The sequence below is a fragment of the Blautia sp. HCN-20427 genome (assembly GCF_037890365.1).
Taxonomy (GTDB): Bacteria; Bacillota; Clostridia; order Lachnospirales; family Lachnospiraceae; genus Blautia.
In genome coordinates this window covers 67,065-91,913 of record NZ_JBBKBX010000005.1, presented here as the reverse complement: position 1 = coordinate 91,913, position 24,849 = coordinate 67,065, and the positions used below count along the sequence as shown (strand labels likewise).

The window sequence follows — 24,849 nt, the reverse complement described above, 5'->3', positions numbered from 1 at the left end:
GGAGAAAGGAGTAAGTTAGATGAATAACTTTGATATGATTGTGATAAGTGAAGAAAAAGAAAATATTCTTGTGGTTATGAAGACTAGCGAGCCTCCTTTTGATTACCTTGCAGAGATTGAGGCTTCGCTAAGGGAAAAACACTATATCGGTGTAGTAATGATTGATGAATTGCTACATAGTGGGAATACGGAAGAACGGTTTATTCAGGGATACTTTGATGGTGCCCGGTTTGACAGTGGGCAATTTGCCTTTGAGCTTGTTCCGAAAAAGAGCAAATTAAGGGAACCTGTTTGTTTTTACTTGCATCAAGACAGGGAAAGCCTTGAATATTCTATTTTAACGACCAGACAGCAGAAGCTGATTGAGCATGGCTGTATCATTTAAAAAGAAAATAAGAAGTAACACAAAGAGCATTATCGCTAAAAACGGTAGTGCTTTTTTTGTGCATAAAAAGGAGGTATTGCTACGTGGAAAAAGGTGAGATGGGCGAGAATGCCACCGGACGTTTGACAACGTATTATGTGGCAGAATGTATGGAATTTAACCGCTATGGAGAATACAGGGAGGATATCCACAGTGCAGAAGAGGCAGTAAAGATCTATCAGAGTATTCCTTCTGAAAGGTTGAATGCAGGAAAAGGAATTGGGCTTCATGTGGAGGAAGAAGATGGTATTCCATTGGAATTTTCCCTGGTTTATAACGGGGAGTTGGATGTGGATCTTTTGAGAGATATCTATGATCAAAACCAATACCCAGAGGTTTTTATAGCTGCCAGGGAACTGAGTGCTTATCTTCCGGAAACAAAAGTCATTGATACCAAAGGGCTTTTAACAGAGAAAACCTTGGAGGCTACTGTTTTTGCAGATGAAATGATTAAACTGGAAAAAAATCTTGACCCTGATTTTTACCATACCTTTTATCCGAAAGAAGCAGAACATAAGGAAGCTATTATATGGAAAGCCTTATGTCAAGACGGAAAAGAGGAATACAGCAGGTGGCTGGGAAGCAAGATATTTGAGCAGAAATCAGAGTTGAAAGAACAGGCAGACAAGCTAAAGACAACACTGGAACAGGTAAAACTTATTCCGCCGGTGGACTTGAAACCCTTTGTGTATGTGCGGATCAGTGAACACCCGGACATTCCATTGGAAGAAGCCATGCCATTAAATCAAGCGGTAGAATTGTTCGGAAAGCTGGATCGGCAGGCAGTGGAAGAGAAAGATATGGCAGGTTATTACAAAACACATTTTGAAATCTGTTTTCTCTCAGAGGGGGAAGTCATGTCTTATACCGGGCGCCAGGATTTTGGTGACGGGGAAGGAAATCTGCTGGATCATGTAAAAGCATTTGCAGATTATTATCTCCATACAGAAGAAGGGCAGCAGCTTATGAAACAGACCGCCAGGACAACAGAAGAATGGGAACATGAACAACAGCAAATGAGATGGGTACTGGAGGAGATGCTTCCTACCCTTCAGTATTTCTGCAACCTGGAAAAACTGGAAACAGCGGTTCTGGAAGAACAGGAAATAGAAAAGAAAGTCCCTTTACTGACGCAGGGGGACGCATCACGAAAAGCATATCAGGAAGCCATGCTTGCCTATATCCGGGAAAGCAGGATTGCATTAAATACAGGGAAGGAGCTGCCTTGTATGCCGGATATCCGGGATTTTGCAACTGCCTGTCCGGATAAATCATACAAAGAACAGGTTATGGAAGAGATACGACAGGAAGCAGAGTCATACGGTATGACCGTAGAAGCGTATGCAGCAAATGGATATGAGCCGCCAAAAAGGGGCGGCAGATAAAATTAGGAAAGGAGGCGGAGTTTTGGCCATGTAAAAGATATCTTCCCTCCTGAAAAAAATTGGATTTAGAAAAAACAGCAATAGAACGTATCCGCACTGCCAGCCAGATGTCCCTGCAACATTATGGGCTTTCTTTGGTAGTGACGGACAGTGGAGGAAAAGACAGCGCCGTATGCAGGGAACTGGTACGGCGTTCCGGCGTGCCATTTGAACTGATGCACAACCTGACTACTGCAGATGCCCCACAGACTATTTATTATGTGAGGGAACAGTTTCAGAAGGCAGAACAGGCCGGTATAACTTGTAGTATCAATAAACCTTACTATAAAGGGCAGCGGATAACTATGTGGAGCCTGATCCCCATGAAAATGATCCCTCCTACCAGGACTATCCGGTATTGTTGTGAGGTTCTAAAAGAAAATGGTGGGGCTGGGCGTTTTATCACCACAGGTGTCCGGTGGGCAGAAAGCCGAAAGCGGAGGAAAAACAGGGGGATTTATGAAAACTTTGTCCCAAATGGAAAAAAACGTGCCATTATTTTAAATAATGATAATGATGATACCAGGCGACTCTTTGAATCATGCCTGTCAAGGGGCAAACACGTATGCAATCCCATTGTTGACTGGAGTGACCAGCAGGTCTGGGAGTATATCCAGGCAGAGAAAATACCCATGAACCCTCTTTACGAAATGGGATTTCACTGGGTTGGCTGTGTAGGCTGTCCTATGGCAGGAAAACAAAGATACCGGGAGTTCCGCATCTTCCCGACCTATGAGAGGGCTTACCGGCGGGCTTTTGCTAAAATGCTGGAGTTAAGGAAAGCTGCAGGAAGGCAGTGCAATTCCCGCTTATGGTCAGATGTAGATGCTTTTTTCCGTTGGTGGATGGAGGATCCTGGTATCCCCGGACAGTATGAATTGTCCTTTCATGAAGATACCAATGAGATTTATTATGACTATTTGTAGTGGAAGGGAGGAGGAATTATCGCAAAATATCAATTATCTTTTGGACTGCAGTATGAAGCCTGGATGCTGGAAATCCGTATTCCGGACTGGCTGGAGTTTCCTTCTAAGGAGCAGGCACTAAAATATGGTGAGCAAGCTGAGGTTTCCGTTTTCTTAAAAGCGGAAGCTATTTTTTTGCTCTTTGATGGCAGTAAGGAGAAGGTTTTACCGCAGCAGACGGAACTTTATCAGTTTTCCTACCTGAAAGAAAAGACTTATGACAGACTGGGACCGCCACTTTCCCCGGAAGACATAGACCATTTGGTAGAAGTGGGGGAATTGGAGCAGGTACTGTTCAGTGAAAAATATATCCTGACAGAAGATGATTACCAGGAATTTTCCGGAAACCTTATGGAAGCCTTTCAGGAATTGGAAAAGGAGTACGGTCCACCACCCAGAGAAAAGGAACAGGGGTATCTGTTTCAGGCGCTCTGGTATCAGGCAGAAGAATTAAACCCCGGAGAGGGGGACTGCTTTGGAGATTAAGGAAAAAAAAGAAAAAGAGCCGGAGCTGAAATTAAAAAAAGAAGCCCAGGTGACGGTGCATAAGAAAAATCCTATTTTATCTGCAAAGGAAAAGAAAGCTGCTTTTACCTCTAAGCCGGTGGCCGATCTTTTAGGGCAGAGAAAGAAAAAAGAAGGGGCAGAAAAAGGGAAACAGCCGAAGCAGGGCAGAGAAGCGCTGTTTGAAAAACAAAAGGAAAAGAAAAAGCAAGCCGGGAAAGAGGCAGCAATCCGGGGAGCAGCAGAAGATAGAAAACAAAATGGAAAGGCCAAAAGCACCGTATCTGTACCGGGAACCTTACAGCCGGATCAGATGAAACAGGGGGTAGCACCAAACAGTCAGCCCTCTGCTGGTTTCCAGGCGAAGGAACAGTATCGGAGGGAACAGGCTGCAAAGCTGGCGGAAACAAAAAAATCTTCCCTGGCGAAGCAGACTGCCATAAAAGGGGTACGCCGGGGAGAGGCTGCTATATTGACCCAGTTAGAGGGCGGGGAGGAAGTCAATGATTCCCTTTATGTCATGGGGACAGCAACAAAACCGGCAGAAAAGCTGTGGAAGGATCGGAATTATAGAAAGGCAGAGCAGGAATTAAAGGTAAAACAGGCAGATGGGAAGATCACCAATAAGCAGTTTTACAGACAAACAAGAACAGTGAAAAAGAAACAGATGGAGAAACAGAAAAAACAGGCAGTCCGGCAGAGAAAAATCCAGTATATGATCAATAAGCTCACCGGAAATGGGCAGCAGGACAGTTTGGCACAGGTGGCAAAAGATATTGTAAAGATGAAAGCCTCTGTGTTTATGCTGAAGGTGGTCCAGTTTGCCGGGGCGCTTTTGGCTCCGCTGTTCAGTATTCTTCTTGTGGTGGCAATCCCTGTAGTGATTATCTTTTTCCTCTTATACTGTTCGCCACTTGGTGCGTTCATGCCAAATCCGTCTGAGGAGAACCCTACCGTCCGAGAAGTTTTAAGCGGTTACTACATGGACTTTAATACAAAACTTGGACAAAATGGGGAAGATGGGGCAGTTACCTATCTCCATGAGAAAAACGGGAATTATGTGAGTAATTACTATGATACTTTAATGGTTTATATGGTGAAGTATGGAACCGGGGATATAGGTGTGGATATGGATCAGCGGCATAAGGACAAGCTGAAGGAAATCTTTGATGAAATGAACAGTTTTGAAAACACGACCATAACCACCACCATAAAGGCAGGGGAAAGCCTGGGAAATGTTGTCACCAGCGGTTATTGCCAGTGCAGTATCTGTTGTGGACAGTGGGCAGGAGGACCTACAGCCTCCGGTGTCATGCCAAAACCGGACCATACCATTGCAGTAGATGCACAAAACCCCTTTGTCCCTATGGGAACCAGGATCATTATGAACGGGATTGAATATACCGTAGAAGATACCGGAGCATTTGACCGGTATGGGGTACAATTTGATGTTTTCTGTGCAGATCATGCAACTGCGTCTGCCTGGGGACATCAGACTTTTGAAGCGTTTCTGGCAGATGGGGACGAAAATGAGATTACGGTAACAAAGAAGGGCTGCTACGTCAAGAACCTGAATTATGAGGACTATATTGCACTTGGAAAGCTGACCGAAAAAGAAGAAGAACTTTTAAGGGAAGTCATGAGTGAGGAATTCCGAAATGAGATCCCTTCCTTTGGCGTAGGAAGTGACGTTGCAAATCTGGCACTGACGAAGGTAGGCTGCAAATACAGTCAGGAACACCGGTATGAGGAAGGATATTATGATTGCAGTTCCCTGGTACAGCGGTTGTATCAGGAGGTAGGCATTTCCCTTCCGGCGATTGCCTCTACCCAGGGAGAATTTATGGTAACACATGGGTTGGAAGTTACAGAAGGCGAACTGGAGCCGGGAGATCTGATTTTTTATTCTTATGAGCAGAATGGGCAGTTCCGCAATATTTCCCATGTGGCAATTTATGTTGGTAATGGCAGAATGGTACATGCAGCCAACAGCAGACGTGGAGTAGTGAATGACCCGTTCAATCCGTCGAACATTGGGCTGTATGGAAGACCCAGCCGCTTGCAGTAAGAAAGGAGAAGCATGGACGAAAAAGAATATGAAGTGACCATAACAGAAGTCCTGGAGAAAAAAGTAAGATACCGGGGCAGGAATGAACTGGAGGCAACTGCAAAAGCAGAAGCAGATTATTATGCAGAAAAAATCGTGCTGGGGGCAGATGATTTTTCCTATCGTGATATTTCTGCAAAAGAACTGGTACCTGTAAAAGAAAGAAGGAACAGCAGATGAAGCATATCACAAAAGTACGGGAACTGTATGAGGAAACCATACACTGGATTTCAGAGTCGGAGGATTCCTGGAAAAATTTTCTTTCCTGCATGGGGCGCTTGTATCAGTTGGACTTCTTAAATACCTGTATGGTATATGCCCAGCGCCCAGATGCGTCCGTTCTTGCAGGATATGATGCCTGGCTGGAAATGGATTTGCCGGTTGCCAGAGGAAGTAAAGGAATTGCAGTATTTCCTTCCAAAATTTTCGGGGAAGGAGTTACCCATGTTTATGATATTCAAGATGTAAAGGGACAGGGAATCCGGCCCTGGAACTGGCAGGTGAATGGGACAAACCGCAGACTGCTGGCAAGGGAGCTGTTCCCGGAAATCTACGAACAGGAAAAAAAGTTTAAAAATTCTTTAGACGCCTTTACAAGAACAATTGTTTGGTTTATGATAGAAGAGGAATATGAAATTTTAAAATCCTTGCAGAAGCTGGCTGTCCTTACCGGAGAGGGACAGGAGGTAAAAGAAAACCAGATTACAGAGTTTCTTGTAAACAGTGTCTGTTATGCGGTGGAAAGCCGCTGCGGTATCCGAGATGACACCCTGGATTTTTCTTTTATCTGCGGTTTTTCAGAGAATGAGGAGGTTCTGTACCGGACAGGACGGTTAGTATCCCATTTATCTGGGCGGATTGTGTTACAGATTGCAAGGACCATGAAGAACATAGACCTTGAAAGGAGGCAGTATTATGGAAGGGATCGCAGGAATCCAGTACAGGGAAATGAATGGCGTACAGATACCAGTCTTAGAGGGCGTGATGAGCGAGGAGAAGATACTGGCGTCCCTGAACCGTTACGGCAGGATCGCAGCACAGGAAATGAAGAGAACGGACCAGGCACAATACGAAATGATGCTCCTGTCCGGGAAACTGATGGAGCGGCTTATGAAAATCCAGACAGAAGCGGAGGAATACCACGAGAAACTGGCAGAAAGTCTTCTGAAGACCTGGACCAGAGAGGACAGGACCGACCCTTACAATACGTTGGAAATGACCAACCTTCGGATACAGGCGGACATGGAAGCGCAGAAACAGGTTATGGAGGAGATCATTCACCCCAGGATCGGATAAAACAGGAAAAAACAGAAGAGGATACAGAGAAAGGAACTGCTTCGGCGGTTCCTTTTCTGTCTGGGGAGATAGAACCTGCACAGCCGGAAAACTGGCAGAAAGAGAAAATCCTTCTGGAAATGACAGGGCAGGAGATACCATATAAAATTTATGAGTTTTACCGGAACAATCCAGAGGAAACAGACCGGGAAGCCTATCTTTATGAATTGTATGGAGATGTAAAAAGAGAAGCCCATACAAAAGACGGTATCCTGACCGCAGAAAGCGGTTCCAGTGGTTTTTATATTCTTTGGAGTGAGGGAACTTCCATGAAGGAGGCGTTCTGGTACTGGGACGAAGTTTCTTTGGAAATTGGGAAACGGATTGAAAAAGGGACCTATCTTCCTTTGTTATCTGTATCGGAGGAAGCCTTAGAAAATGGGGAAGAAACAGAGGAAGAAACCTTACAGCCAGAGAAAGTGCAGGAAGTGATTGAGGAAAAGGAACCAATCCCATTAGAAGAGATTGGCATAGCCTTTTATAAACAGAATATCCAGGCGGATATTTTAAAGAAAATGCTCTGTCTGGTCTATACGACTAATCAGCTACCGGAAGAAAAAGACCATTTTTTGAAGATGCTTTTGCTTCGGGAAGTACCGGAAGGCCAGCCTTATTATCTGGTGCGGACAGAACATGGAAGCTATGAGCTTTGTATTCAGGAAAATGGGATTAAGATCACCCTGCCGGAAAGCCAAGATTTTCTGCAGGAACTTTCCTGGGATCAGTTTGGCGGGCTTACTGCACATCTGGCAGAGGAGGACCAGATTGCCTATACCGAAGATTCAGAAACCTTAGAGCAGCAGAAGAATATGTACCGTCTGCTTCCCTGGTTTCCTGCATTATGGGAAGAATATAGCGAAATTCTTAAAAAAGAAGAGCTTTGGCAGGAAGGAAGAACCTCTGTCCAGACAGAAGGTAAGGTAGAAGCCGGAGATTATTATTACCCAGAAGGGTGGCTTCAGTTTACCGGTGGGGATAAAAGCCGGTATCAGAAAAATATCCGGGCGATCCGTATCTTAAAAACACTGGAGCAGGAAGAGAGAAATGCCACAAAAGAAGAACAGGAAATTCTTGCGGGGTATGTAGGGTGGGGCGGGTTGCCAAATGCTTTTAACAGTAAACGCCCGGAGTGGAAAAAAGAATATCAGGAATTGAAGGAACTGTTGACCGCAGAAGAATACGCCCAGGCAAGGGCCAGTGTCAACAGTTCTTTTTATACGCCGCCGGAAGTCGTGCGGGGTGTTTATAAAGCCCTGGAGCAGTTTGGATTCCAGAAGGGAAAAATTCTGGAACCGGCTATGGGGATTGGAAACTTTTTTCATGGTCTTCCGGAAAATATGCAAAAATCCCAGCTTTATGGTGTGGAGATTGATGCCATAAGCGGAAGGATTGCACAAAAGCTCCACCCTTCAGCCAGTATCCAGATCAAAGGATTTGAAAAAACGGAATTTGAGGATAACAGCTTTGATGTGATTGTGGGAAACGTGCCTTTTGGGGACTTCCGCTTGTATGATCCCCGATATAAAAAGATGAAGCTGAAAGTCCATGATTATTTTATCCGGAAAAGCCTGGACCTCCTTCGGCCAGGAGGCATTTTGGCAGTGGTAACTTCAAAAGGAACGTTGGATAAAAATGACAGCACTGTGAGAAAAAATCTGGCAGAACAGGCAGACCTTTTAGGGGCAGTCCGGCTTCCGGCAGATTCTTTTGGAAAGAGCGCCAATACCGCAGTTACCAGTGACCTTTTGTTTTTTCAGAAAAAAGCAGAGCCTTCGATTGGGGAGCCGATCTGGACTTATACAGGGCTTACAGAAGACATGGTGCCGGTGAATGAGTATTATCTGGAACACCCGGAAATGATGCTTGGGAAAATGGTCTGGTTTGAACAGTTTTTCGGGAAAGATTCCAAATATACAGCCCTGGTCAATGAAGCGGAAGACTTTGACCTGGAAAAAGGAATTTTGGACGCAGTTGGAGAGCTTCCTAAAAACTGTTATGAAGAAAGCATAGCAGAAAAAAAGAAGGAAGAGCAGGACGTCTTAGTTGCTTCTCCAGAGATACCTAATTATACGTTTACGGTGATACAGGACGAAGTATATTACCGGGAAGGGGAGTCTTTATACCGGAGCCAGGTAAAGGAAAGTGTGAAGCGTCGGATACGTGCCATGCATAAGATCCGCCTTCTGGTGCGTGAAATTTTACAGATACAGCAGGAAAATTGTTCTGACCAGGAACTGAAAAAGGCACAGGAACAGTTAAACCGTTTGTATGATGCCTTTGTGAAAACGCATGGATATTTCTGTGACCGGACAAATAAAATGGCGTTCCGGCAGGACAATGATTATCCCCTGCTTTCTTCCCTGGAAGTGGTTGACGAGGACAAAAATGTAACCAAAGCTGATATTTTTTACAAAAGGACCATACGCCCCAGAGATGTGATAGACAAAGTGGAAAATGCCCAGGAAGCATTGCATATCAGTCTGTCAGAATATAACCGGGTGGATATTCCCTATATGCTCTCTCTTTATCCGGGAAACAGGAAAGAAATGCTCCAGGAATTAAAAGGGTTAATCTACCAGAACCCGGTACTGGCAAAAGAAGAAGATCCCAATGCAGGGTGGGAAACCGCAGATGAGTATTTAAGCGGCAATGTGCGGCAGAAGCTCCGTACTGCTAGGATTTATGCGCAGAATAATCCCTTGTTTGTAGACAACGTGGAAGCACTGGAAAAGGTACAGCCAAAAGAACTGACAGCGCCTGAGATCAGTGTAAAACTGGGAACAACCTGGATTGAAAATGAGGATTACGAACAGTTTATCTATGAGCTTTTGGAAATCCCGGAGAGCAACCAGAGAAACTATTGCGCTCATAGTGGCCATGCCCTCAAGATTGAGCGCTTAGATGCAGATATGTCTTACCATATTGACAGGGGAAATTTTTTTGGAGGAACCATTCGTACCAGGGAAACCTATGGCACAAGATTTATGGATGCGATCAGCATTATAGAGGAACTGTTAAACAGCCGGATTGTGACCATAAGGGACCGGGTGCAGGAAGGGGAAAAGGTGCGTTATGTGATTAATCGGAAGGAAACCATGCTTGCCAGGGATAAGGCGGAGCAGATAAAAGAAGCCTTCCGGGACTGGATTTTTAAGGAGCCGGAGCGCAGAAAAAAATATGTGGATTTTTACAATGAAACCTTTAACTGCGACAGACAACGAAGCTATGATGGCTCTTATTTAAAACTGCCGGGACTGAACCCTCTGCTAAAGCTGCGTCCTTATCAGAAAAATGCTGTGGCAAGGGCATTGCTGTGTGGAGGAAATACCTTGCTTGCCCATACGGTAGGCGCTGGTAAATCTCTGGAAATGATCTGCATCTGTATGGAGATGAGGAGGCTGGGGCTGGCAACGAAACCCCTTCTTACCGTTCCGAACCACCTGACCTTCCAGATGGGAGCAGAATTTTTGCGCGCCTACCCAGATGCGAAGATCCTGATTACCAGAAAAGAAGATTTTCAGAAGGAAAACCGCAGGCGTATGATTGCCAGAATGGCAACAGGGGATTATGACTGTATTATTATTGGCCATACTCAGTTCCAACGAATTGCCATTTCCCCTGACCGGCAAAGAGCCATGATGGAAGAGCAGGCAGAGCAACTGGTAGAAGCCATTAACCGGGCAAGGGAAGAAGAGGGAAAGAACTGGTCCATAAAGCAGATGGAAAGCAGAAAGAAAAAACTGTTGCAGAAAATCGAAGAACTGAACAATGAAGAAATCAAAGATGATGTGATGTACTTTGAAGAAACAGGCGTAGATGCCTTATTTGTAGATGAAGCGCACCTGTTCAAGAACTTGGAAATTTTTACGAAAATGAACAATGTTGCGGGTCTGGGTTCCAGCGGTTCCCAGAGGGCTATGGATATGCGTATGAAAATCCAGTATATCAACGAAAAAAATCAGGGAAGGGGCGTCATTATGGCAACGGGAACCCCTCTGTCAAACTCAATGGTGGAACTTTATGTGATGCAGTTATATCTGCAGGAAAGGCGGCTTCACGAAAAGGGGATTTACCATTTTGATGCATGGGCTTCTGTGTTTGGGGAAGTTACCAGCTCTTTGGAACTGGCACCGGAAGGTACTGGTTACCGGATGCGGACCAGGTTTAATAAGTTTATCAATCTGCCGGAACTGATACACCTGTTTAAAGAAGTAGCAGACATTATTCTGCCTGATATGCTAGATATTAAGCGGCCAGAATTAAAGGACGGAAAATATAAGGTTGTAGTATCGGAAGCCTCTGATTATGTCAAAGAACGTATGCAGGAAATGGTGGAAAGGGCAGAAGCAATCCATAGAGGTGTGGTAGATCCAAAGGACGACAATATGCTCCGGATTACCGGGGAAGCAAGGCTTTTGGGTACAGATCCCCGGCTTTTGGACAGTTATGCTCCGGTAGATTCGGATTCCAAACTGAATAAAGCAGTAGAAAACATTTACCAGGAATATGTACAGTCCCAGGAACAGAAAGGAACCCAGATTGTTTTTTCGGATATTGGGACACCCGGACCTGGGAAAGCGTTTACCGTCTATGATTATTTAAAACAGGAACTGATTACCAGAGGTGTTCCAGAGGAAGAAATCTGTTTTATCCATGATGCAAAAACAGATGAACAGAGGGACCGTATGTTTTCCGATGTCAGAGCCGGAAGGAAACGGATTATTATAGGAAGTACCGAAAAACTGGGGGTAGGAACCAATATCCAGACCAGAATGGTGGCGGCTCATCATATCGACTGCCCCTGGAAACCTTCTGATATTGAACAGCGGGAAGGGCGCATTATCCGCCAGGGGAATGAAAATGAGGAAGTCAATATTTACCGCTATGTAACAAAGGGTTCTTTTGATGCTTATTTATGGGGCATTGTAGAAACAAAACAGCGGTTTATCAGCCAGGTATTTACCAGCCGGGAACTGGCAAGGATCTGTGAGGATATAGATGAAACCGTATTAAATTTTGCAGAGATTAAAGCGGTAGCTTCTGAAAATCCCCTGATTATGGAAAAAATACAAGTAGATAATGAAGTGGCACGTCTGAGAATTCTAAAAGCTGCACATGAAGGGAAACGGTTTACCCTGCAAGATGCGGTCACTTTCCAGTATCCGAAAAGGATACAAAGCCTGAAGGGAGAACTGCAATTACTTCAAAAGGATTTGGAGCGCAGGAACCAGGCTATGGAAGTACAGCCGGGGTTTGCAATCACGCTGCAGGGAAAAGTTTATGAAAAACACAAAGAAGCAGGTGAAGTTCTGCGTGGGATTATAGAAGGGGTAACAGCTTTTACCAGGCACGAAGTCGGTATATATAAGGGGTTTCAGGTATCTGTCCAAAATGATATGCTGGGACCGATCTTGTTCCTTCAGGGAGAGAAGGAGTATAGTGTGGAGTTAAAAAGCAGTGACTCCGGTAACATGGTCCGTATAGAAAACCGCTTGAATGCCCTTGATAAAGCAGTGGAGGACGTTCAAAAAGAAATTAAGACCTGCGAAAATGAGATAAAAAATGCAAAGCAGGAATATGAAAAGCCCTTCCCGTATGAGGAGCTTTTAAAAGAGAATATTACCCGGCAGATGGAGATTGATGCAGAACTGGAAATCAAGGACCAGGAGGAGTGTGTGGAAGTGCAGGAGGAAACTAAAAATCTTCCATGCCAGACAGCAGTTCGGTAACGAAAAATAGAGTAGAAAAGGAGATCACAATATGGAATATAATATCAGAGTATATAAACCGGAATTGAAACAGGAAGAAGGAAAAATCAATAACCTGAAAGGATTTGCTACCATTACCTTTGATGAGGCCTTCTGTGTGAAAAGCCTTGCAATTAAAGAGTCCTCGAAGGGAAATCTGTATCTCGATATGCCCCGTTACAGAGATTATGAAACAGGGGAGTATGTTCCTTTTTTCCGGTTTACGGATAAGGAATTTCAAAAGGAAGTGTTGGATACCGTAAGGGAAGCCTATGAGAATATGACAGAAACGAAAACAGACTGTAAGGGCTGTTGGGGAGAGGAAGAGCTGTATTACAATCTGAGTGTAAATCCGGTACAGGGAAGCGATACATTTAAGGCAGATGTAGCCATTCGTCTGCAGGACGTATTGGCAATCCAGCAGCTTCATGTGATCCAGGCATGGAACGGAAAAACTTTTGTAGGTATGCCTCAGAAAAATTCTGCAAAAGGAGAGAGGGAGGATATTGCCCATGCAGTCAATGCAGAATTTAAGGCAGATCTGGAAAGTGCAATCATGGACGAATACAATAAAAAGATGGAATATGCCAAAAGCCAGAAACAGCAGCGAAGAGGGAGATAGGAGCGATTCATAAAAAGACTGGTATTTTTGGAACAATAATGGTAGAATGAAGGAGATATCAGCATGGGAGGAAACAGTATGCCAAGACGTAAAAAAGTAGAGAATCTTTCTCTTGAAGAAATGCTTATGAAGACAGAGCAGGAGATTAAAACAACAGAGGCAGAATTAAAAGAACTGCGTTTGAAAGCAAAAGAACTTAGGAAGAAGATTGAAGATAAACAGAAAGATGAAATCTTTAGCGCCTTACTTGCTTCCGGAAAAACAGTGGAAGAGGTCATGACATATTTAAAATCCGGTAATGAAGAAAAAGCGGAATAAAATAAAGGAAAATGCCGTTACGGGTGATAAACCTGTAGCGGCATTTTTTGTGGTCATAAAAATAATATTTGGTGGACAAAAATAACTATTATTTGTATTGAGTGCTATACTACAAAACATCTAATACATATGGATTAGGAATAAACACAGGGAGGTAAGAAATACATCAATGGTTTCAGAGAAAACAAGAAGTCCCACAAAAATATATTAAGCAAAAGGGAATAGAAATTTTGAAAACACTGTAAAGTGTAAAAAATAGTTAGTGAAAAGAAGAAAGGTTGGGTATAAAAATGAAAATTAACGATTTTAAAGAAAACAATGAAAATAAAAAGGAAGTTATGGAGAAAAAGATGGAAGCCTTAAAGCTGGAAAATATCAATAGTATGTGGTATTTCATTGTTGCAACTCTTAAGGCAGTTGTTGGTAGTAAGGGACACTAATAAAAAAATTGATTTAAAATGGAGGAATTAGAGATGAAAATTAATGAATTTAAAGAAAATAACGAAACAAAAAAAGAGGTTATGGATCAGAAAATGGAGGCCTTAAAACTGGAAAATATTAACAGCATGTGGTACTTCATTGTCGCTACCCTTAAAGCTGTCGTTGGTAGTAAAGGACACTAAATATAAAAAGACGAGAGATTTGTAGACTTATCATATTTTATGAGAAATAGGTGTTTATAGAATGCTTCATATATTTTATAAACACCTATTTGGAAAGGATACTGCAATGAAACTGATTAATTATAGTTTGAAAGTAGGGAAAAAAAAGCTACTTGAAAATGTAAACATTTCATTTGATAAGAAATATATAAACCATATTTTAGGAAGCAATGGCGCTGGAAAATCAAGTTTTGCTAAAACATGTGTAGGAATGTTAGAATTTGAGGGAAAAATTGAAGAAAATCAGGAGGCAATTCTTATTGGAAGCAGTAGTAATATTCCGGCAGAGTTTACTCTTGATGATGTGATAAAATTATTAAAAAAGAAATTTGAAGCACAGAAAATTATGGGTTTATATGACCTGTTAAAATTAAATAAAGTATCTAAAAACTTGCAAATCAAGAAGATGAGTGATGGTCAGAAGCAAAAAATAAAATTATTGGCGTTTTTATCAGCAGACCCTAAAGTGATTATATTAGATGAATTTACAAATGCTTTGGATAAAAATAGTTCTATAGATTTGTATGAATTCCTTATGGAATATAAGAAAACTCATGAAGCGGTTATTATCAATATTACACATAATTTATCTGATTTAGAATATATGGAAGGGAAATACTATTATATTAACAATCTGGAAATTACAGAAATTGCTTCTAAAGACGAGATTGTAGCTATGTATATAAGGGGGGAATAATATGGAAATAAGAAAAAATATAAAAAATCACTTTTTTTTATTTTATTTACTTACTGTAGCAATCTGTTTTGTTCTAGGATATGTACTACTTGTAAGTCTGGATAAGATTTCCAATCCGACAATTAGTGAGCTATACGTTAGCATTTATACGGTAATCACACAGTTTGGAATGCTTATTTTTCCAGTATTGATTATTCAGTCTTTTGTATCAGATTACAAAAATAAAAATATCCTATTTTATAAACTTATGGGATACAATTGGCTTCGCTATTTTTTGACAAAAATTGCGGTGATATTAGCTTGGATGAGTATTATTGTTTTTGGTGGAGTTATAGGTATAAGTATTGTGTATCAGGATTTCTCTTATACTTTGGCAACTTTGTTCTACTTCGAAAGTGCAATTATTTATGAAATATTATTGGCAAGTATGTGGGGATTTTTGTTTAAAAGTGTTATTGGAGCCTATGTAGTAAATTTTGCTTTTTGGTTATTTTCAATGGTGGCTTCGATTGCTAACCCCAAATTGAGCTTTTTGGTTAGGTATGACGCTTCAAATCCTGTTTTCATAAAGTTTAACCAGTACTTTAATACACGAAATAGCGATTATTTGATGATTCAAGAAAATATTTTATATTCAATAGCATTATTTGCTACTGTATTATGTATAATTTTTATTTTTAGAAGGAGATGGGAAAAAAATGGAATTTAAAGGATGTGGAATTTTATTAACTGAAAATTGTAATGCAAGATGTAAAATGTGTTGTGACTCAAGAGGGCTTGTAAGAGGTAAAACTCTTACAATAGAGGAATTAGATTTGATTCTAAAAAATATTAAGGAATGTCCGTCTATAGATCTCATTGGTGTGACTGGCGGTGAACCTATGCTATATCCTGATTTGGTAGAGCATATAATTAATTTTGATTATGGTAGAAAAGTTGGAATTACAATTAAAACTAATGGATTCTGGGGAAAGGACATCAATAAGGCAAGAAATTTTATTGAAAGAAATAAATCTAAGATAAAAATGATTTCCTTTAGTTATGATCAATTTCATAAGGAATTTATTGATTTGCAGAATATCTTAAATATTGTAGATATTGCAAATGATTTAGAGGTAAGTACGGAAATTGTTGGTTGCTTCTTAAAAGATGGTATTCAGCCAGGTGATATTATCAATGAGATGGGGGAACATGCCTTTAAGACAAATTATGCATATCAACCAGTTATTAATACCGGATCAGCAGAGATATTTTCTGATTCCCAGTTTATAAAAGTTATTGATTTGAAGAAACATGAAGCGCGCTGTATTGGACTTTTAGATCGAACATTATTGATTAATGCAAAGTTAGAAGTATATCCATGTTGCTCACAAGTCGTAGAAAATACGCTTTTATTAATGGGAAATTTACATGAAGAGAGCTTGAGTGCAATCATTCAGTCTATAGATTATAATAAGGTTTTACATAAAATCTATACAGAAGGTTTTACACCATTTTTGGAATTATTAAAGAAAAAGAATATAGAATATCCGCAGAGTTTGACTTCTCCGTGTGAGTTATGTGGATTTTTATTTAAAGATGATTGGTTTTTAAGATTGCTGAAGGAAGAAGGATATTTTGAAAATATTTAAATATGAAGAATATACCATAGCTCAGGACAGTAAAAGAGATTTTACGATTGTAGAAAAAAATAATAATTTCTTTAAATTGGATAATGCAACATTTGATTCACTGTTCGGAAAGGAAAAACTGGAGTTCGTAAAAAATGATAAAGATAATATACTATATATGATGGGAATGATTTTCATGATTCTTCTGACATTATATTTATATTTTAGAACTACAACGTATTCTATTATAGATGTAAATTTTCTTCCAGCAACTTTAGTTTTAATAATAAATATATTTATTCATGAACTTGGACATGTATTATTTTTGAAAAAATTTTATCCTAAAAGTCGAGTCAAAATAGGGTTTAAATTTATGTTTATTTGGCCTGCATTTTATGTAGATACTTCATATAGCTATATGGTTTCTAAATACAAAAGGATTGCAATTTATCTGGCTGGAAATTTTATGAATTGTATTTATGTATTGCTTGTACTATTATTTTTTCCAAAACAGCTACCGTATTGTTATTTGGTGATTTCTAATGTGCTGGTGAATTTCATTCCAATAGTAAAAAGTGATGGATATTATGCAGTTGTTACATTATTCAATAAAACAAATATAAAAAAAGACAAAGTAGCTACCACATTAGAAGATGCTATTAGAGGTATAATTATGTTTGGCGTTTTAGGGATTTTTTCATGGTTATCACAATAGGGAGGAGAAAAATATGGAAAAGATATTATTTACATCAGAATCAGTTACCGAGGGACATCCAGATAAAATTTGTGATGCAATTTCCGATGCGATATTAGATGCACTGATTGAAAAAGATCCAATGAGTCGTGTTGCCTGCGAAACCAGTATAACTACAGGATTAGTATTAGTTATGGGGGAGATAACAACGCAAGCATATATTGATATTCCTCAGATTGTTAGAGAAACCCTTCGTAACATTGGATACACAAGGGGAAAATATGGATTTGATGCTGATACCTGTGGAGTTATTACATGTATTGATGAGCAGTCTAAGGATATTGCACAGGGGGTAAATGAAGCATTAGAAGTAAAAGAGCAGAATGAGTGCGAAAATGCAAAAAGTATGTTAGGTGCCGGTGATCAGGGGATGATGTTCGGTTATGCAACGAATGAAACAGATGAATTTATGCCGTATGCTATTTCGTTGGCTCATAAATTAGCTAGACAGCTTGCGAAAGTCCGCAAAAATGGAACTCTTGCTTATCTTAGACCAGATGGGAAAACGCAGGTTACAGTAGAGTATAATGAGCAAGGGAAACCTGTACGATTAGAAGCGGTGGTTTTGTCTACACAGCACGATCCTGAAATATCTCAGGAACAGATACAAAAAGACATTAAACATTATGTCTTCGATTGTGTTTTACCTCAGAGAATGGTAGATTCTGAAACCAAATTTTACGTAAATCCTACGGGACGTTTTGTAATTGGTGGACCGCATGGTGATAGTGGTTTAACAGGGCGGAAAATTATTGTGGACACATATGGAGGATATGCTCATCATGGCGGAGGAGCTTTTTCTGGAAAGGATTGTACAAAAGTAGATAGGTCAGCAGCATATGCAGCTCGTTATATTGCTAAAAATATTGTAGCGGCAGATTTGGCACATAAATGTGAAATTCAACTTTCATATGCGATTGGTGTAGCAAAGCCAATCTCAATAGGAATTTATACATTTGGAACAGGTGAATTGCCAGAGGATATGTTAATTCATATTATAAGAGATAATTTTGACTTGAGTCCTACTGGTATTATAAAAATGCTTGATTTAAGACAGCCTATATATAAGCAGGTGTCAGCATATGGACATTTTGGAAGATTAGATTTAGATTTACCATGGGAAAGATTAGATAAGGTAGAGGATTTAAAAAAATATAAGAATGATACAGAAAAAGGCACTGATTAGTGCCTTTTGTTATGCGCTGGAGAAGACGAAAAAGAATTCGTGGACAAAAATCCCTGAATTTATGGACATAATAAGAAAAAAGCAAAAGGTTTTGCTATAATTCATGACATAGGGAGGGATTAAAAGTGTTAAATAAAGTGTCCAGTAAACTTGCAAAAAGAATAGCAGATGGCTCGGAAAGGAGAAAAGAAGCTGTTTATACTTATGGCATAGAAATTATTTTGTCAACAATGATTGGAATAAGTTCAATATTGATTGTGTCAGGTTTATTACACGAATTTAAATTAGGTGTAATATTCCTATTGGTGTTTGCACCATTGAGAGTATTTACGGGTGGATATCATGCAGTTACATATTTTAGATGCTTTTTGATTAGTAACATTTCGTATTTATTTTTATTACTTTTTAACAATATAATTTATACAAAGCTTCCATTAGAAATATGGTTGATTTTGCTAGTATTAAGTAGTTACTATATTGCTATCCATGCACCGGTGGTTAATGAAAATCAGCCTATTGGTGAAAATAAAAAAAGTCGGTGTAAGATTATGGCTAGGAATATTTTGAACATAAATGTCTTTGCTGCATTATTTTTATCAGTAGTAGATAAAGAGATCATGGGTATGATGGTATTAAGTATTTGTTTGGTAGCAGTATTTATGCTGATTACTGATAAACCTAAATTTTTATTGTATACAAAGAAAGGAGTTATAGGACTATGAAATTTCTTGCTATGTGTATAGAAGCTTGTGCAATATGGGGAGCAAATTGTGCATCTGTTTGTCTTTCATATCAGCCTAAATTACCGGAATGTCTGAAATAAGGTAAAGTTAATACATGTATATAAATAAAAGATGCCAGAGTGTTGATATTCCGGCATCTTTTATGCTAAATGAAGTATATAGGGAGGAATAGAAATGCAGATAAGAGAGAATGGAGTATATATTGAAGCAATTAAATTAGCAGCAGGAAGTGTACAATATAAAGATATGTCCGTAAAAGATACATTTATTGATGCTGTTTTTCAGTTGTATCAATACTATCAAAACACAGAAAATATTAAGTATTTAGAAACTTCAATTTTGCATATACAGGCTTATTTAGAAATGGGATTTCCGTATGAAGAAGGGAAAGATGTTTTTGACCTTGTTTTAAAAGAGTTAGGAACTACAAGAGAGTTAAAATTCCCCCAAAAATTTTACTTTGCAAAAAAGGTAAAATTGAATAAAACTCAGGTACGATCTATGATAAAAAAGTGGCCAGCATCTCCGCATCAAGAAATGAAAATAGATGAGGTAGTAGCAGATATTATAACAAAAGTAAAGCAACATGAAACAGGGATTTATTATTATAAATGCGCAGTAACAAAAGACATGTATGAATTGGTAATAAATGAAAAAGAAATGTTTTTCCATGATTTAAGGAGAGGAATTTTTTATACATTTATGATTTAACAAATCACTAGAATCTGCTATAATAAAGTGATTGCTCATAAGGAGGCGTATCATGATTTACATTGCTATATGTGATGATAACGAAAAAACAGTAGAAATATTAAAGAAAAAAGTAATGGAATTTTTAAAAAAGAGTAACGAATTTGCAGACATAACGGTTTATACTCAGAGTGAGAATTTACAATATGATATTCAGGAAGGGAAATATTATGATCTAATCCTTAGTGACATTGAAATGCCTAATATAGACGGTATAAATTTAGCTGCATATGTTAAAAGGTATTTACCGGAAGTGCTAATCATATTTATTACATCACATTTAAAATATGCCGTAGATGCATTTGAATTGTCAATCTTTAGATATATACCCAAAAACTCAATAGGCTCTAGGTTACCACAGGCGTTGAAGGATGCTATCAATATGATAAAGATACAGACAGATGAATTTTATGCAATAAAAACACCAACTAGAGTAGAAAAAATACCTTATCATAAGATTTTGTATATTCAAAGAGAAGGAAAAAATTCTGTAATAACATTATTAGATAATTCAGTGACCAAGGTAAGAAAGAGTCTTACACAGGTGTTTAAAGAATTTCGATCTGATGATTTTGTATATGTTGATCGTGGGGATATTGTTAATCTAGCCCATATTATGGGAATAAAAGATGGAATTGTAGAACTGAAGAATGGAATTCGTTTGCCAGCAAGCCAGGCAAAACTGGAACAAATAAAAACGAAGTTAAGTGACTTCTGGAGTGAACAGATATGAATATTGTATATAATGGAATTGAAATTTTAGCAAGTTCTGTTGAAGTATTTGTATTATATAAAATATATAGTATTTTGTTATATAAGCAACGAGGAAAGCAAAACTTTATATTAGATAGAGAATTAGCAATAATAGGAACTGTATTAATACAAATTTGCAATCATGTATCAATATTTTCTTATTTTACGATTATATTATTTGTATTATATATGAGTATTACCGCTAAAATTATCTACAGGAGAAAGTATATAGAACTATTTTCAATCGCAAGTTTTTATGTATTATGTTTAAGCTGTTTCGACTTTTTGATTTTTACTCTTGTATCGAATTTTCATGGTGGCTATGATACATTTACCGCGCTAGTTTCTACAAGAGGAATTTTACGTGTAGTAATGATTTGTGTTATAAAGTTTTTATGGATACTGCTGTATTTTATGATAAAGAAATATTTATATTCTTTTTCATTGAAGAAGAACTATGTATATACAATTTTAATTATATCCTGTGCGGGATTTTTGGGATTTGTATACTTAGTTAATCAAACACTTAAGGCATTTAATTATACAATGGCAGGTGTGTGGTTTGTATTTATAGCTCTTTGGTCATTACTTTTTTTTACAGTTTATTTTGTAATAGAAAGCAAAGAAGAAAAAATGAAATTAGATTTTGCAGAAATGCGAAATGAACTGCTCGAAGAAAATTATAAAACTATTAATGAAATTTATACAGGTAATGCAAAGCTATACCATGATTTAAATAACCATTTGAATGTATTATATCAGCTTTTAGATGAAGAAAAAACGTTGGAGGCAAAGAATTATATTACAGAAATAAGTCGCCCAATAATGCAATTATCGAAAACTACTTGGACAGGAATAGACGTTGTTGACGTAGTGATTAATAGTAAATTGGGAAAAATGAAGGAAAAAGGAATTACCTGTAATGTGAATGTGGAATTCCCGCAGAATACCAATATTAAACCACATGATATGTGCACAATATTGGCAAACTTATTGGATAATGCGATTGAAGCTTCTGAAAAATTGAAAATACCTGGAAATATTTCGTTGACTATACGCCGGATTAATCACTTTTTACTTATAAAGGTTTCTAATGCGTGTGAAGAAAATAAAGAGTCATTTGCACATTTTCCTTCAACAACAAAGAAAAATAGAGAATTTCATGGTTGGGGACTTCCGAGTGTAAAAGATGCAGTTGAAAAATATAATGGTACACTAAAGTGCATAAATGAGGAAAAACAATTCATAGTAAAAATTATGTTGTTTTTTGAAAAAAATACAAATTAAAGTAGCCAAAGTGGGAAATTACAATCTTATTTTTATGTTTTGATGGAAAAACGTAGTAAATGAAATTAAAGACATTTAATTATATTATAAAAGAATAGTAGGACACTTATAATCGGTGATATAGAGAATAAAAAAAGAATGTTGCAAAAGCGATATTCTTTTTTTTATTCAATATTTTGAAATAGAACGAAACCAAACTCCAATCCTTTCCGTATTGATAAAAAACAGACAGATGGGATTTGGACAATGGATGAAATTATTTTAATGAGAAAACTGAAGAGGAAAGATGAATGGGCATTGGGAAAAATCATTGATTTATATAGTTCCTATATCACATGTATCGTCTGGGAATTACTGCATAAAAAAGGTACCAAGGAAGATATAGAGGAGGTGGTTGCAGATACTTTTATTTCCCTATGGCTGACAGCAGAAAGGATTAATTATAAAAAGTACAGCAGTGTCAAATCGTATCTGGGAATGATTGCAAGAAATAAAGCGAAAGATTGGTTAAGAGCTTATCGTGGAGAAATTCTGGAACTTAATGATGATATTCTTTTGATTGATGGTGATGTAGAGCACTTGATTTTACAGAAAGAGCAACAGTTGATCATTGGAAGAACATTGGAGAAATTAAGAGAGACGGATAGAAAAATTTTTATTATGTATTATTATCGGTATAAAAAAATAGAAGAGATTGCAGAAACATTAAAAATGAATCCTCAAACAGTAAAGACCCGTCTGCGGAGAGGAAGAGAAACTCTGAAAAGGATTCTTCTGGAGGAGGGATATGATGCCAGTGAAGTTTAAAATAAGTGAAATGTTTGATAATTCCTGTGAGCTATTTGAAAATGAAATGCAACATAAAAATATTGAAAGTGAGAAGCGAATAAAAGAAATTGTTTTTCTTGAGATAGGTCACACCAAAGCCAAAAGAAATCGCAGGAGATATATAGCTGTTTTGGCAGCGGCAATGGGAATTGGAGGAATCACTGTTGGGGCACATGAAGTTTTAAAATCTGCAGGTGAAATCAAAAATAATGAGGAAGTGGTTTTAGAAAATCAGAACGGACTTGCTTTATATGAAAAGGAAAACAGCGGAGCTATACAAATGGAAGTGGAAACGGACATCATTTTACCAGAAAATTTATATAAAGATGGAATTCCTATTGCAAAATATATTATGGAATTAAAAACAGAGCGTAACGGATCAGTGCCAGAGTGTTATTTGGATAACGGAACCATGATTGTCCTTACAGATTTTGATGGAGATACTTGGGATATGAAAACAGGGGATGTTTTTATATTAGATTTCATACAGTCTGATAGTGATGAGAGAGGTGAAGCAAGAACATTAGAGATTGGATATATTTTTAATGGAGAGGTGATAGATGAGAAGGTTATATCAGAAACAGAAAATAAGATAATCCTGGATATTCCTAAATCAGGACAATATGGTGTATATTTAAAAAATGTATCTAGTGACAGAGTAACGATTTCGCAAGGAATATTGACTGTAGAAAGGGGAAAGTGAAAGATGAAAAAAACAAGAATATTTTTGGGAATATTAGGGCTTATTTGCCTGGTTGCTATGCCAGTTTCAGCAGCCGATAATGTAAGAAATATAACAACTTATAGTATTTGTAGAGAAGATTTATATAAAGATCAGATAGAGGATAGAATGGGACTACAGCAAATTAGTATTGAAAGTGGGAAAACGGTATCTTTTTATGACTCCAATGGTTCTATGTTTTATGTGAGTGGAGGTACTACTGTTACTTTTCGGGTAAACTTGAATGTATCTTCCTCTGTAAAGATGGGGTATATCAATCAGAATGGAAGTAGAACCCAAAAGTATAGCGGTTCAGGAACTTCCCATAAAACATCATTTACAATACTGTCTAGTGGATACTATAGATTCTATGTAACTAATAGTGGATCTAAAACAGTGAAAGTAACGGGAGGTGAAATTTGTTTCTAAAATTATGAGAAGGAAAATATTTAAAATAATAAAGTGGTTGGCTATTGTAATTCTGATTCTATGCTGCATGGGGAGCACATGGAATTATTTTTGTAAAAAGAGAGAAATACCAAAGGTACAAGCAGCTTATGGCAATGCAGTTAAAGTCAATGGGAAAAAGATGACTGTGGAAATTGCTGGTTTGCAAGCAGAAGAATCCCCCGTTATTGTGTTACTCCCAGGACTGGGATCTCCTTCTCCGGTATTAGAGTTTAGACCTTTAGCTGAGGAATTAGGAAAGACATATAAAGTGATTACAGTGGAGCCTTTTGGCTATGGACTGTCTGATCCCGCAGATACAGAGAGAAGCATAGAGAATATCGTAGAGGAATTACATGCCTGTTTAGAGGAGATTGGAGTTCACCGATATTATCTGATGGCTCATTCTATTAGCGGATTGTATTCTCTGTATTATGCTAATACTTATCCAGAGGAAGTTCGTGGTTTTATAGGGATAGATTCTTCTGTACCAAAGCAAAATGAGAATGAACCCTTTGATACAACAAAATTAAATCTTCTGATGGCCTATTTAAGTAAAACAAAAAATGTGTTGGGAATTAGCCGGATATTTTCAATTGGAAATCCGGAAAAGGCTATCTATGCAGACCAGAATTATTCTTATTCACAGGAAGACTTAGAAGTTTTTCGGATACTTTCCCTTGATACTTCTTATAACAAGACTGTAATGAATGAATTAAAACAGGTAGAAAATAATCTGAAGATAGTGCGGAACATGAAATTTCCGAAAGAAGTGCCAGTGCTAAACTTTGTTTCAAAAGACAATTGTGAAATTTTTCCAGGATGGGAGAAGTTGCATAGAAGTGTGTTAGGTGATAATCAGGAAAACAGATTGGTAATGTTAAAAGGGGGACATTATCTGCATTTTGAGCAGAAGGAAAGAATAAATTATTATGTTGCTAAATTTATAAATTAGACAGAAAAAT

General features: G+C 38.3%; 24 protein-coding genes. All 24 read left to right on the top strand.

The features are described 5' to 3' along the window. The first annotated feature begins 19 nt into the window (after nucleotides 1-19). On the top strand, nucleotides 20-385 hold the full coding sequence (locus tag WKT17_RS04540) for a type II toxin-antitoxin system RnlB family antitoxin (RefSeq protein ID WP_021650936.1): 366 nt from the start codon (nucleotides 20-22) through the stop codon (nucleotides 383-385). A gap of 83 nt (nucleotides 386-468) precedes the next feature. Continuing rightward, complete coding sequence (locus WKT17_RS04535; RefSeq protein WP_117467690.1) at nucleotides 469-1,809, top strand: LPD25 domain-containing protein; 1,341 nt, start codon at nucleotides 469-471, stop codon at nucleotides 1,807-1,809. Nucleotides 1,810-1,916: 107 nt separating this feature from the next. Next, a complete protein-coding gene (locus WKT17_RS04530) occupies nucleotides 1,917-2,774 on the top strand; it encodes a phosphoadenosine phosphosulfate reductase family protein (protein WP_118697763.1) in 858 nt (285 codons plus the stop codon). Between the two features lie 63 nt (nucleotides 2,775-2,837). Then, on the top strand, nucleotides 2,838-3,299 hold the full coding sequence (locus WKT17_RS04525; protein ID WP_118697762.1) for a hypothetical protein: 462 nt from the start codon (nucleotides 2,838-2,840) through the stop codon (nucleotides 3,297-3,299). Then, a complete protein-coding gene (locus WKT17_RS04520) occupies nucleotides 3,289-5,385 on the top strand; it encodes a C40 family peptidase (protein WP_118697761.1) in 2,097 nt (698 codons plus the stop codon). Before WKT17_RS04525 ends, WKT17_RS04520 begins: the two co-directional genes overlap by 11 nt. A gap of 12 nt (nucleotides 5,386-5,397) precedes the next feature. Next, a complete protein-coding gene (locus WKT17_RS04515; protein ID WP_055056107.1) occupies nucleotides 5,398-5,604 on the top strand; it encodes a DpnD/PcfM family protein in 207 nt (68 codons plus the stop codon). Next, nucleotides 5,601-12,488 (top strand): N-6 DNA methylase, encoded by a 6,888-nt coding sequence (locus WKT17_RS04510; protein ID WP_242999507.1) that lies wholly within the window; start codon nucleotides 5,601-5,603, stop codon nucleotides 12,486-12,488. The genes WKT17_RS04515 and WKT17_RS04510 overlap by 4 nt, the downstream gene beginning before the upstream one ends. A gap of 31 nt (nucleotides 12,489-12,519) precedes the next feature. Further along, entirely contained in the window at nucleotides 12,520-13,128 is a 609-nt protein-coding gene (locus WKT17_RS04505; RefSeq protein WP_055056105.1) for a septation protein SpoVG family protein, read from the top strand. A 63-nt stretch (nucleotides 13,129-13,191) separates the two neighbouring features. Then, on the top strand, nucleotides 13,192-13,446 hold the full coding sequence (locus WKT17_RS04500; RefSeq protein WP_227159868.1) for a flagellar export protein FliJ: 255 nt from the start codon (nucleotides 13,192-13,194) through the stop codon (nucleotides 13,444-13,446). Between the two features lie 290 nt (nucleotides 13,447-13,736). Beyond that, nucleotides 13,737-13,886, top strand: a complete 150-nt coding sequence (locus WKT17_RS04495) for a hypothetical protein (RefSeq protein WP_155512671.1) — start codon at nucleotides 13,737-13,739, stop codon at nucleotides 13,884-13,886. A 33-nt stretch (nucleotides 13,887-13,919) separates the two neighbouring features. Further along, the gene (locus WKT17_RS04490) at nucleotides 13,920-14,069 is read left to right on the top strand and encodes a hypothetical protein (RefSeq protein ID WP_155512670.1); all 150 of its coding nucleotides are present in this window, start codon (nucleotides 13,920-13,922) and stop codon (nucleotides 14,067-14,069) included. Between the two features lie 106 nt (nucleotides 14,070-14,175). After that, nucleotides 14,176-14,805, top strand: coding sequence for an ATP-binding cassette domain-containing protein (locus tag WKT17_RS04485; protein ID WP_055221587.1), 630 nt, complete (start codon nucleotides 14,176-14,178; stop codon nucleotides 14,803-14,805). Between the two features lies 1 nt (nucleotide 14,806). Then, nucleotides 14,807-15,514: a hypothetical protein gene (locus tag WKT17_RS04480; RefSeq protein WP_116441989.1), complete on the top strand. Its 708-nt coding sequence runs from the start codon at nucleotides 14,807-14,809 to the stop codon at nucleotides 15,512-15,514. Further along, nucleotides 15,504-16,436 (top strand): radical SAM protein, encoded by a 933-nt coding sequence (locus WKT17_RS04475; RefSeq protein ID WP_055056102.1) that lies wholly within the window; start codon nucleotides 15,504-15,506, stop codon nucleotides 16,434-16,436. Before WKT17_RS04480 ends, WKT17_RS04475 begins: the two co-directional genes overlap by 11 nt. Further along, nucleotides 16,423-17,130 carry a metalloprotease family protein gene (locus WKT17_RS04470; protein WP_055056101.1) on the top strand — a complete coding sequence of 236 codons (708 nt, stop codon included), beginning with the start codon at nucleotides 16,423-16,425 and terminating at the stop codon, nucleotides 17,128-17,130. The genes WKT17_RS04475 and WKT17_RS04470 overlap by 14 nt, the downstream gene beginning before the upstream one ends. 13 nt (nucleotides 17,131-17,143) lie before the next feature. Next, nucleotides 17,144-18,355 carry a methionine adenosyltransferase gene (gene metK, locus WKT17_RS04465; RefSeq protein WP_340271876.1) on the top strand — a complete coding sequence of 404 codons (1,212 nt, stop codon included), beginning with the start codon at nucleotides 17,144-17,146 and terminating at the stop codon, nucleotides 18,353-18,355. A 125-nt stretch (nucleotides 18,356-18,480) separates the two neighbouring features. Continuing rightward, nucleotides 18,481-19,077, top strand: coding sequence for an accessory gene regulator ArgB-like protein (locus WKT17_RS04460; RefSeq protein WP_055056099.1), 597 nt, complete (start codon nucleotides 18,481-18,483; stop codon nucleotides 19,075-19,077). Nucleotides 19,078-19,272: 195 nt separating this feature from the next. Beyond that, nucleotides 19,273-19,809 carry a hypothetical protein gene (locus WKT17_RS04455; RefSeq protein WP_117738829.1) on the top strand — a complete coding sequence of 179 codons (537 nt, stop codon included), beginning with the start codon at nucleotides 19,273-19,275 and terminating at the stop codon, nucleotides 19,807-19,809. Nucleotides 19,810-19,861: 52 nt separating this feature from the next. Further along, nucleotides 19,862-20,581 (top strand): LytR/AlgR family response regulator transcription factor, encoded by a 720-nt coding sequence (locus tag WKT17_RS04450; protein ID WP_117738828.1) that lies wholly within the window; start codon nucleotides 19,862-19,864, stop codon nucleotides 20,579-20,581. Continuing rightward, the gene (locus WKT17_RS04445; protein ID WP_117738827.1) at nucleotides 20,578-21,888 is read left to right on the top strand and encodes a sensor histidine kinase; all 1,311 of its coding nucleotides are present in this window, start codon (nucleotides 20,578-20,580) and stop codon (nucleotides 21,886-21,888) included. Before WKT17_RS04450 ends, WKT17_RS04445 begins: the two co-directional genes overlap by 4 nt. A 246-nt stretch (nucleotides 21,889-22,134) precedes the next feature. Beyond that, complete coding sequence (locus WKT17_RS04440; RefSeq protein WP_116441993.1) at nucleotides 22,135-22,695, top strand: RNA polymerase sigma factor; 561 nt, start codon at nucleotides 22,135-22,137, stop codon at nucleotides 22,693-22,695. Continuing rightward, on the top strand, nucleotides 22,676-23,419 hold the full coding sequence (locus tag WKT17_RS04435; RefSeq protein ID WP_147330229.1) for a hypothetical protein: 744 nt from the start codon (nucleotides 22,676-22,678) through the stop codon (nucleotides 23,417-23,419). Before WKT17_RS04440 ends, WKT17_RS04435 begins: the two co-directional genes overlap by 20 nt. Before the next feature lie 3 nt (nucleotides 23,420-23,422). Beyond that, complete coding sequence (locus WKT17_RS04430; protein WP_117738825.1) at nucleotides 23,423-23,866, top strand: hypothetical protein; 444 nt, start codon at nucleotides 23,423-23,425, stop codon at nucleotides 23,864-23,866. Then, nucleotides 23,850-24,839: an alpha/beta hydrolase gene (locus WKT17_RS04425; RefSeq protein ID WP_243108934.1), complete on the top strand. Its 990-nt coding sequence runs from the start codon at nucleotides 23,850-23,852 to the stop codon at nucleotides 24,837-24,839. Before WKT17_RS04430 ends, WKT17_RS04425 begins: the two co-directional genes overlap by 17 nt. The last annotated feature ends 10 nt before the right edge of the window (nucleotides 24,840-24,849 follow it).

Coding starts and splice junctions, on each gene's coding strand:
- WKT17_RS04540 (WP_021650936.1), top strand. CDS start 20: ATGAATAACTTTGATATGATTGTGATAAGTGAAGAAAAAGAAAATATT.
- WKT17_RS04530 (WP_118697763.1), top strand. CDS start 1,917: ATGTCCCTGCAACATTATGGGCTTTCTTTGGTAGTGACGGACAGTGGA.
- WKT17_RS04525 (WP_118697762.1), top strand. CDS start 2,838: ATGCTGGAAATCCGTATTCCGGACTGGCTGGAGTTTCCTTCTAAGGAG.
- WKT17_RS04515 (WP_055056107.1), top strand. CDS start 5,398: ATGGACGAAAAAGAATATGAAGTGACCATAACAGAAGTCCTGGAGAAA.
- WKT17_RS04510 (WP_242999507.1), top strand. CDS start 5,601: ATGAAGCATATCACAAAAGTACGGGAACTGTATGAGGAAACCATACAC.
- WKT17_RS04505 (WP_055056105.1), top strand. CDS start 12,520: ATGGAATATAATATCAGAGTATATAAACCGGAATTGAAACAGGAAGAA.
- WKT17_RS04500 (WP_227159868.1), top strand. CDS start 13,192: ATGGGAGGAAACAGTATGCCAAGACGTAAAAAAGTAGAGAATCTTTCT.
- WKT17_RS04495 (WP_155512671.1), top strand. CDS start 13,737: ATGAAAATTAACGATTTTAAAGAAAACAATGAAAATAAAAAGGAAGTT.
- WKT17_RS04490 (WP_155512670.1), top strand. CDS start 13,920: ATGAAAATTAATGAATTTAAAGAAAATAACGAAACAAAAAAAGAGGTT.
- WKT17_RS04485 (WP_055221587.1), top strand. CDS start 14,176: ATGAAACTGATTAATTATAGTTTGAAAGTAGGGAAAAAAAAGCTACTT.
- WKT17_RS04480 (WP_116441989.1), top strand. CDS start 14,807: ATGGAAATAAGAAAAAATATAAAAAATCACTTTTTTTTATTTTATTTA.
- WKT17_RS04475 (WP_055056102.1), top strand. CDS start 15,504: ATGGAATTTAAAGGATGTGGAATTTTATTAACTGAAAATTGTAATGCA.
- metK (WP_340271876.1), top strand. CDS start 17,144: ATGGAAAAGATATTATTTACATCAGAATCAGTTACCGAGGGACATCCA.
- WKT17_RS04455 (WP_117738829.1), top strand. CDS start 19,273: ATGCAGATAAGAGAGAATGGAGTATATATTGAAGCAATTAAATTAGCA.
- WKT17_RS04450 (WP_117738828.1), top strand. CDS start 19,862: ATGATTTACATTGCTATATGTGATGATAACGAAAAAACAGTAGAAATA.
- WKT17_RS04445 (WP_117738827.1), top strand. CDS start 20,578: ATGAATATTGTATATAATGGAATTGAAATTTTAGCAAGTTCTGTTGAA.
- WKT17_RS04440 (WP_116441993.1), top strand. CDS start 22,135: ATGGATGAAATTATTTTAATGAGAAAACTGAAGAGGAAAGATGAATGG.
- WKT17_RS04435 (WP_147330229.1), top strand. CDS start 22,676: ATGATGCCAGTGAAGTTTAAAATAAGTGAAATGTTTGATAATTCCTGT.
- WKT17_RS04430 (WP_117738825.1), top strand. CDS start 23,423: ATGAAAAAAACAAGAATATTTTTGGGAATATTAGGGCTTATTTGCCTG.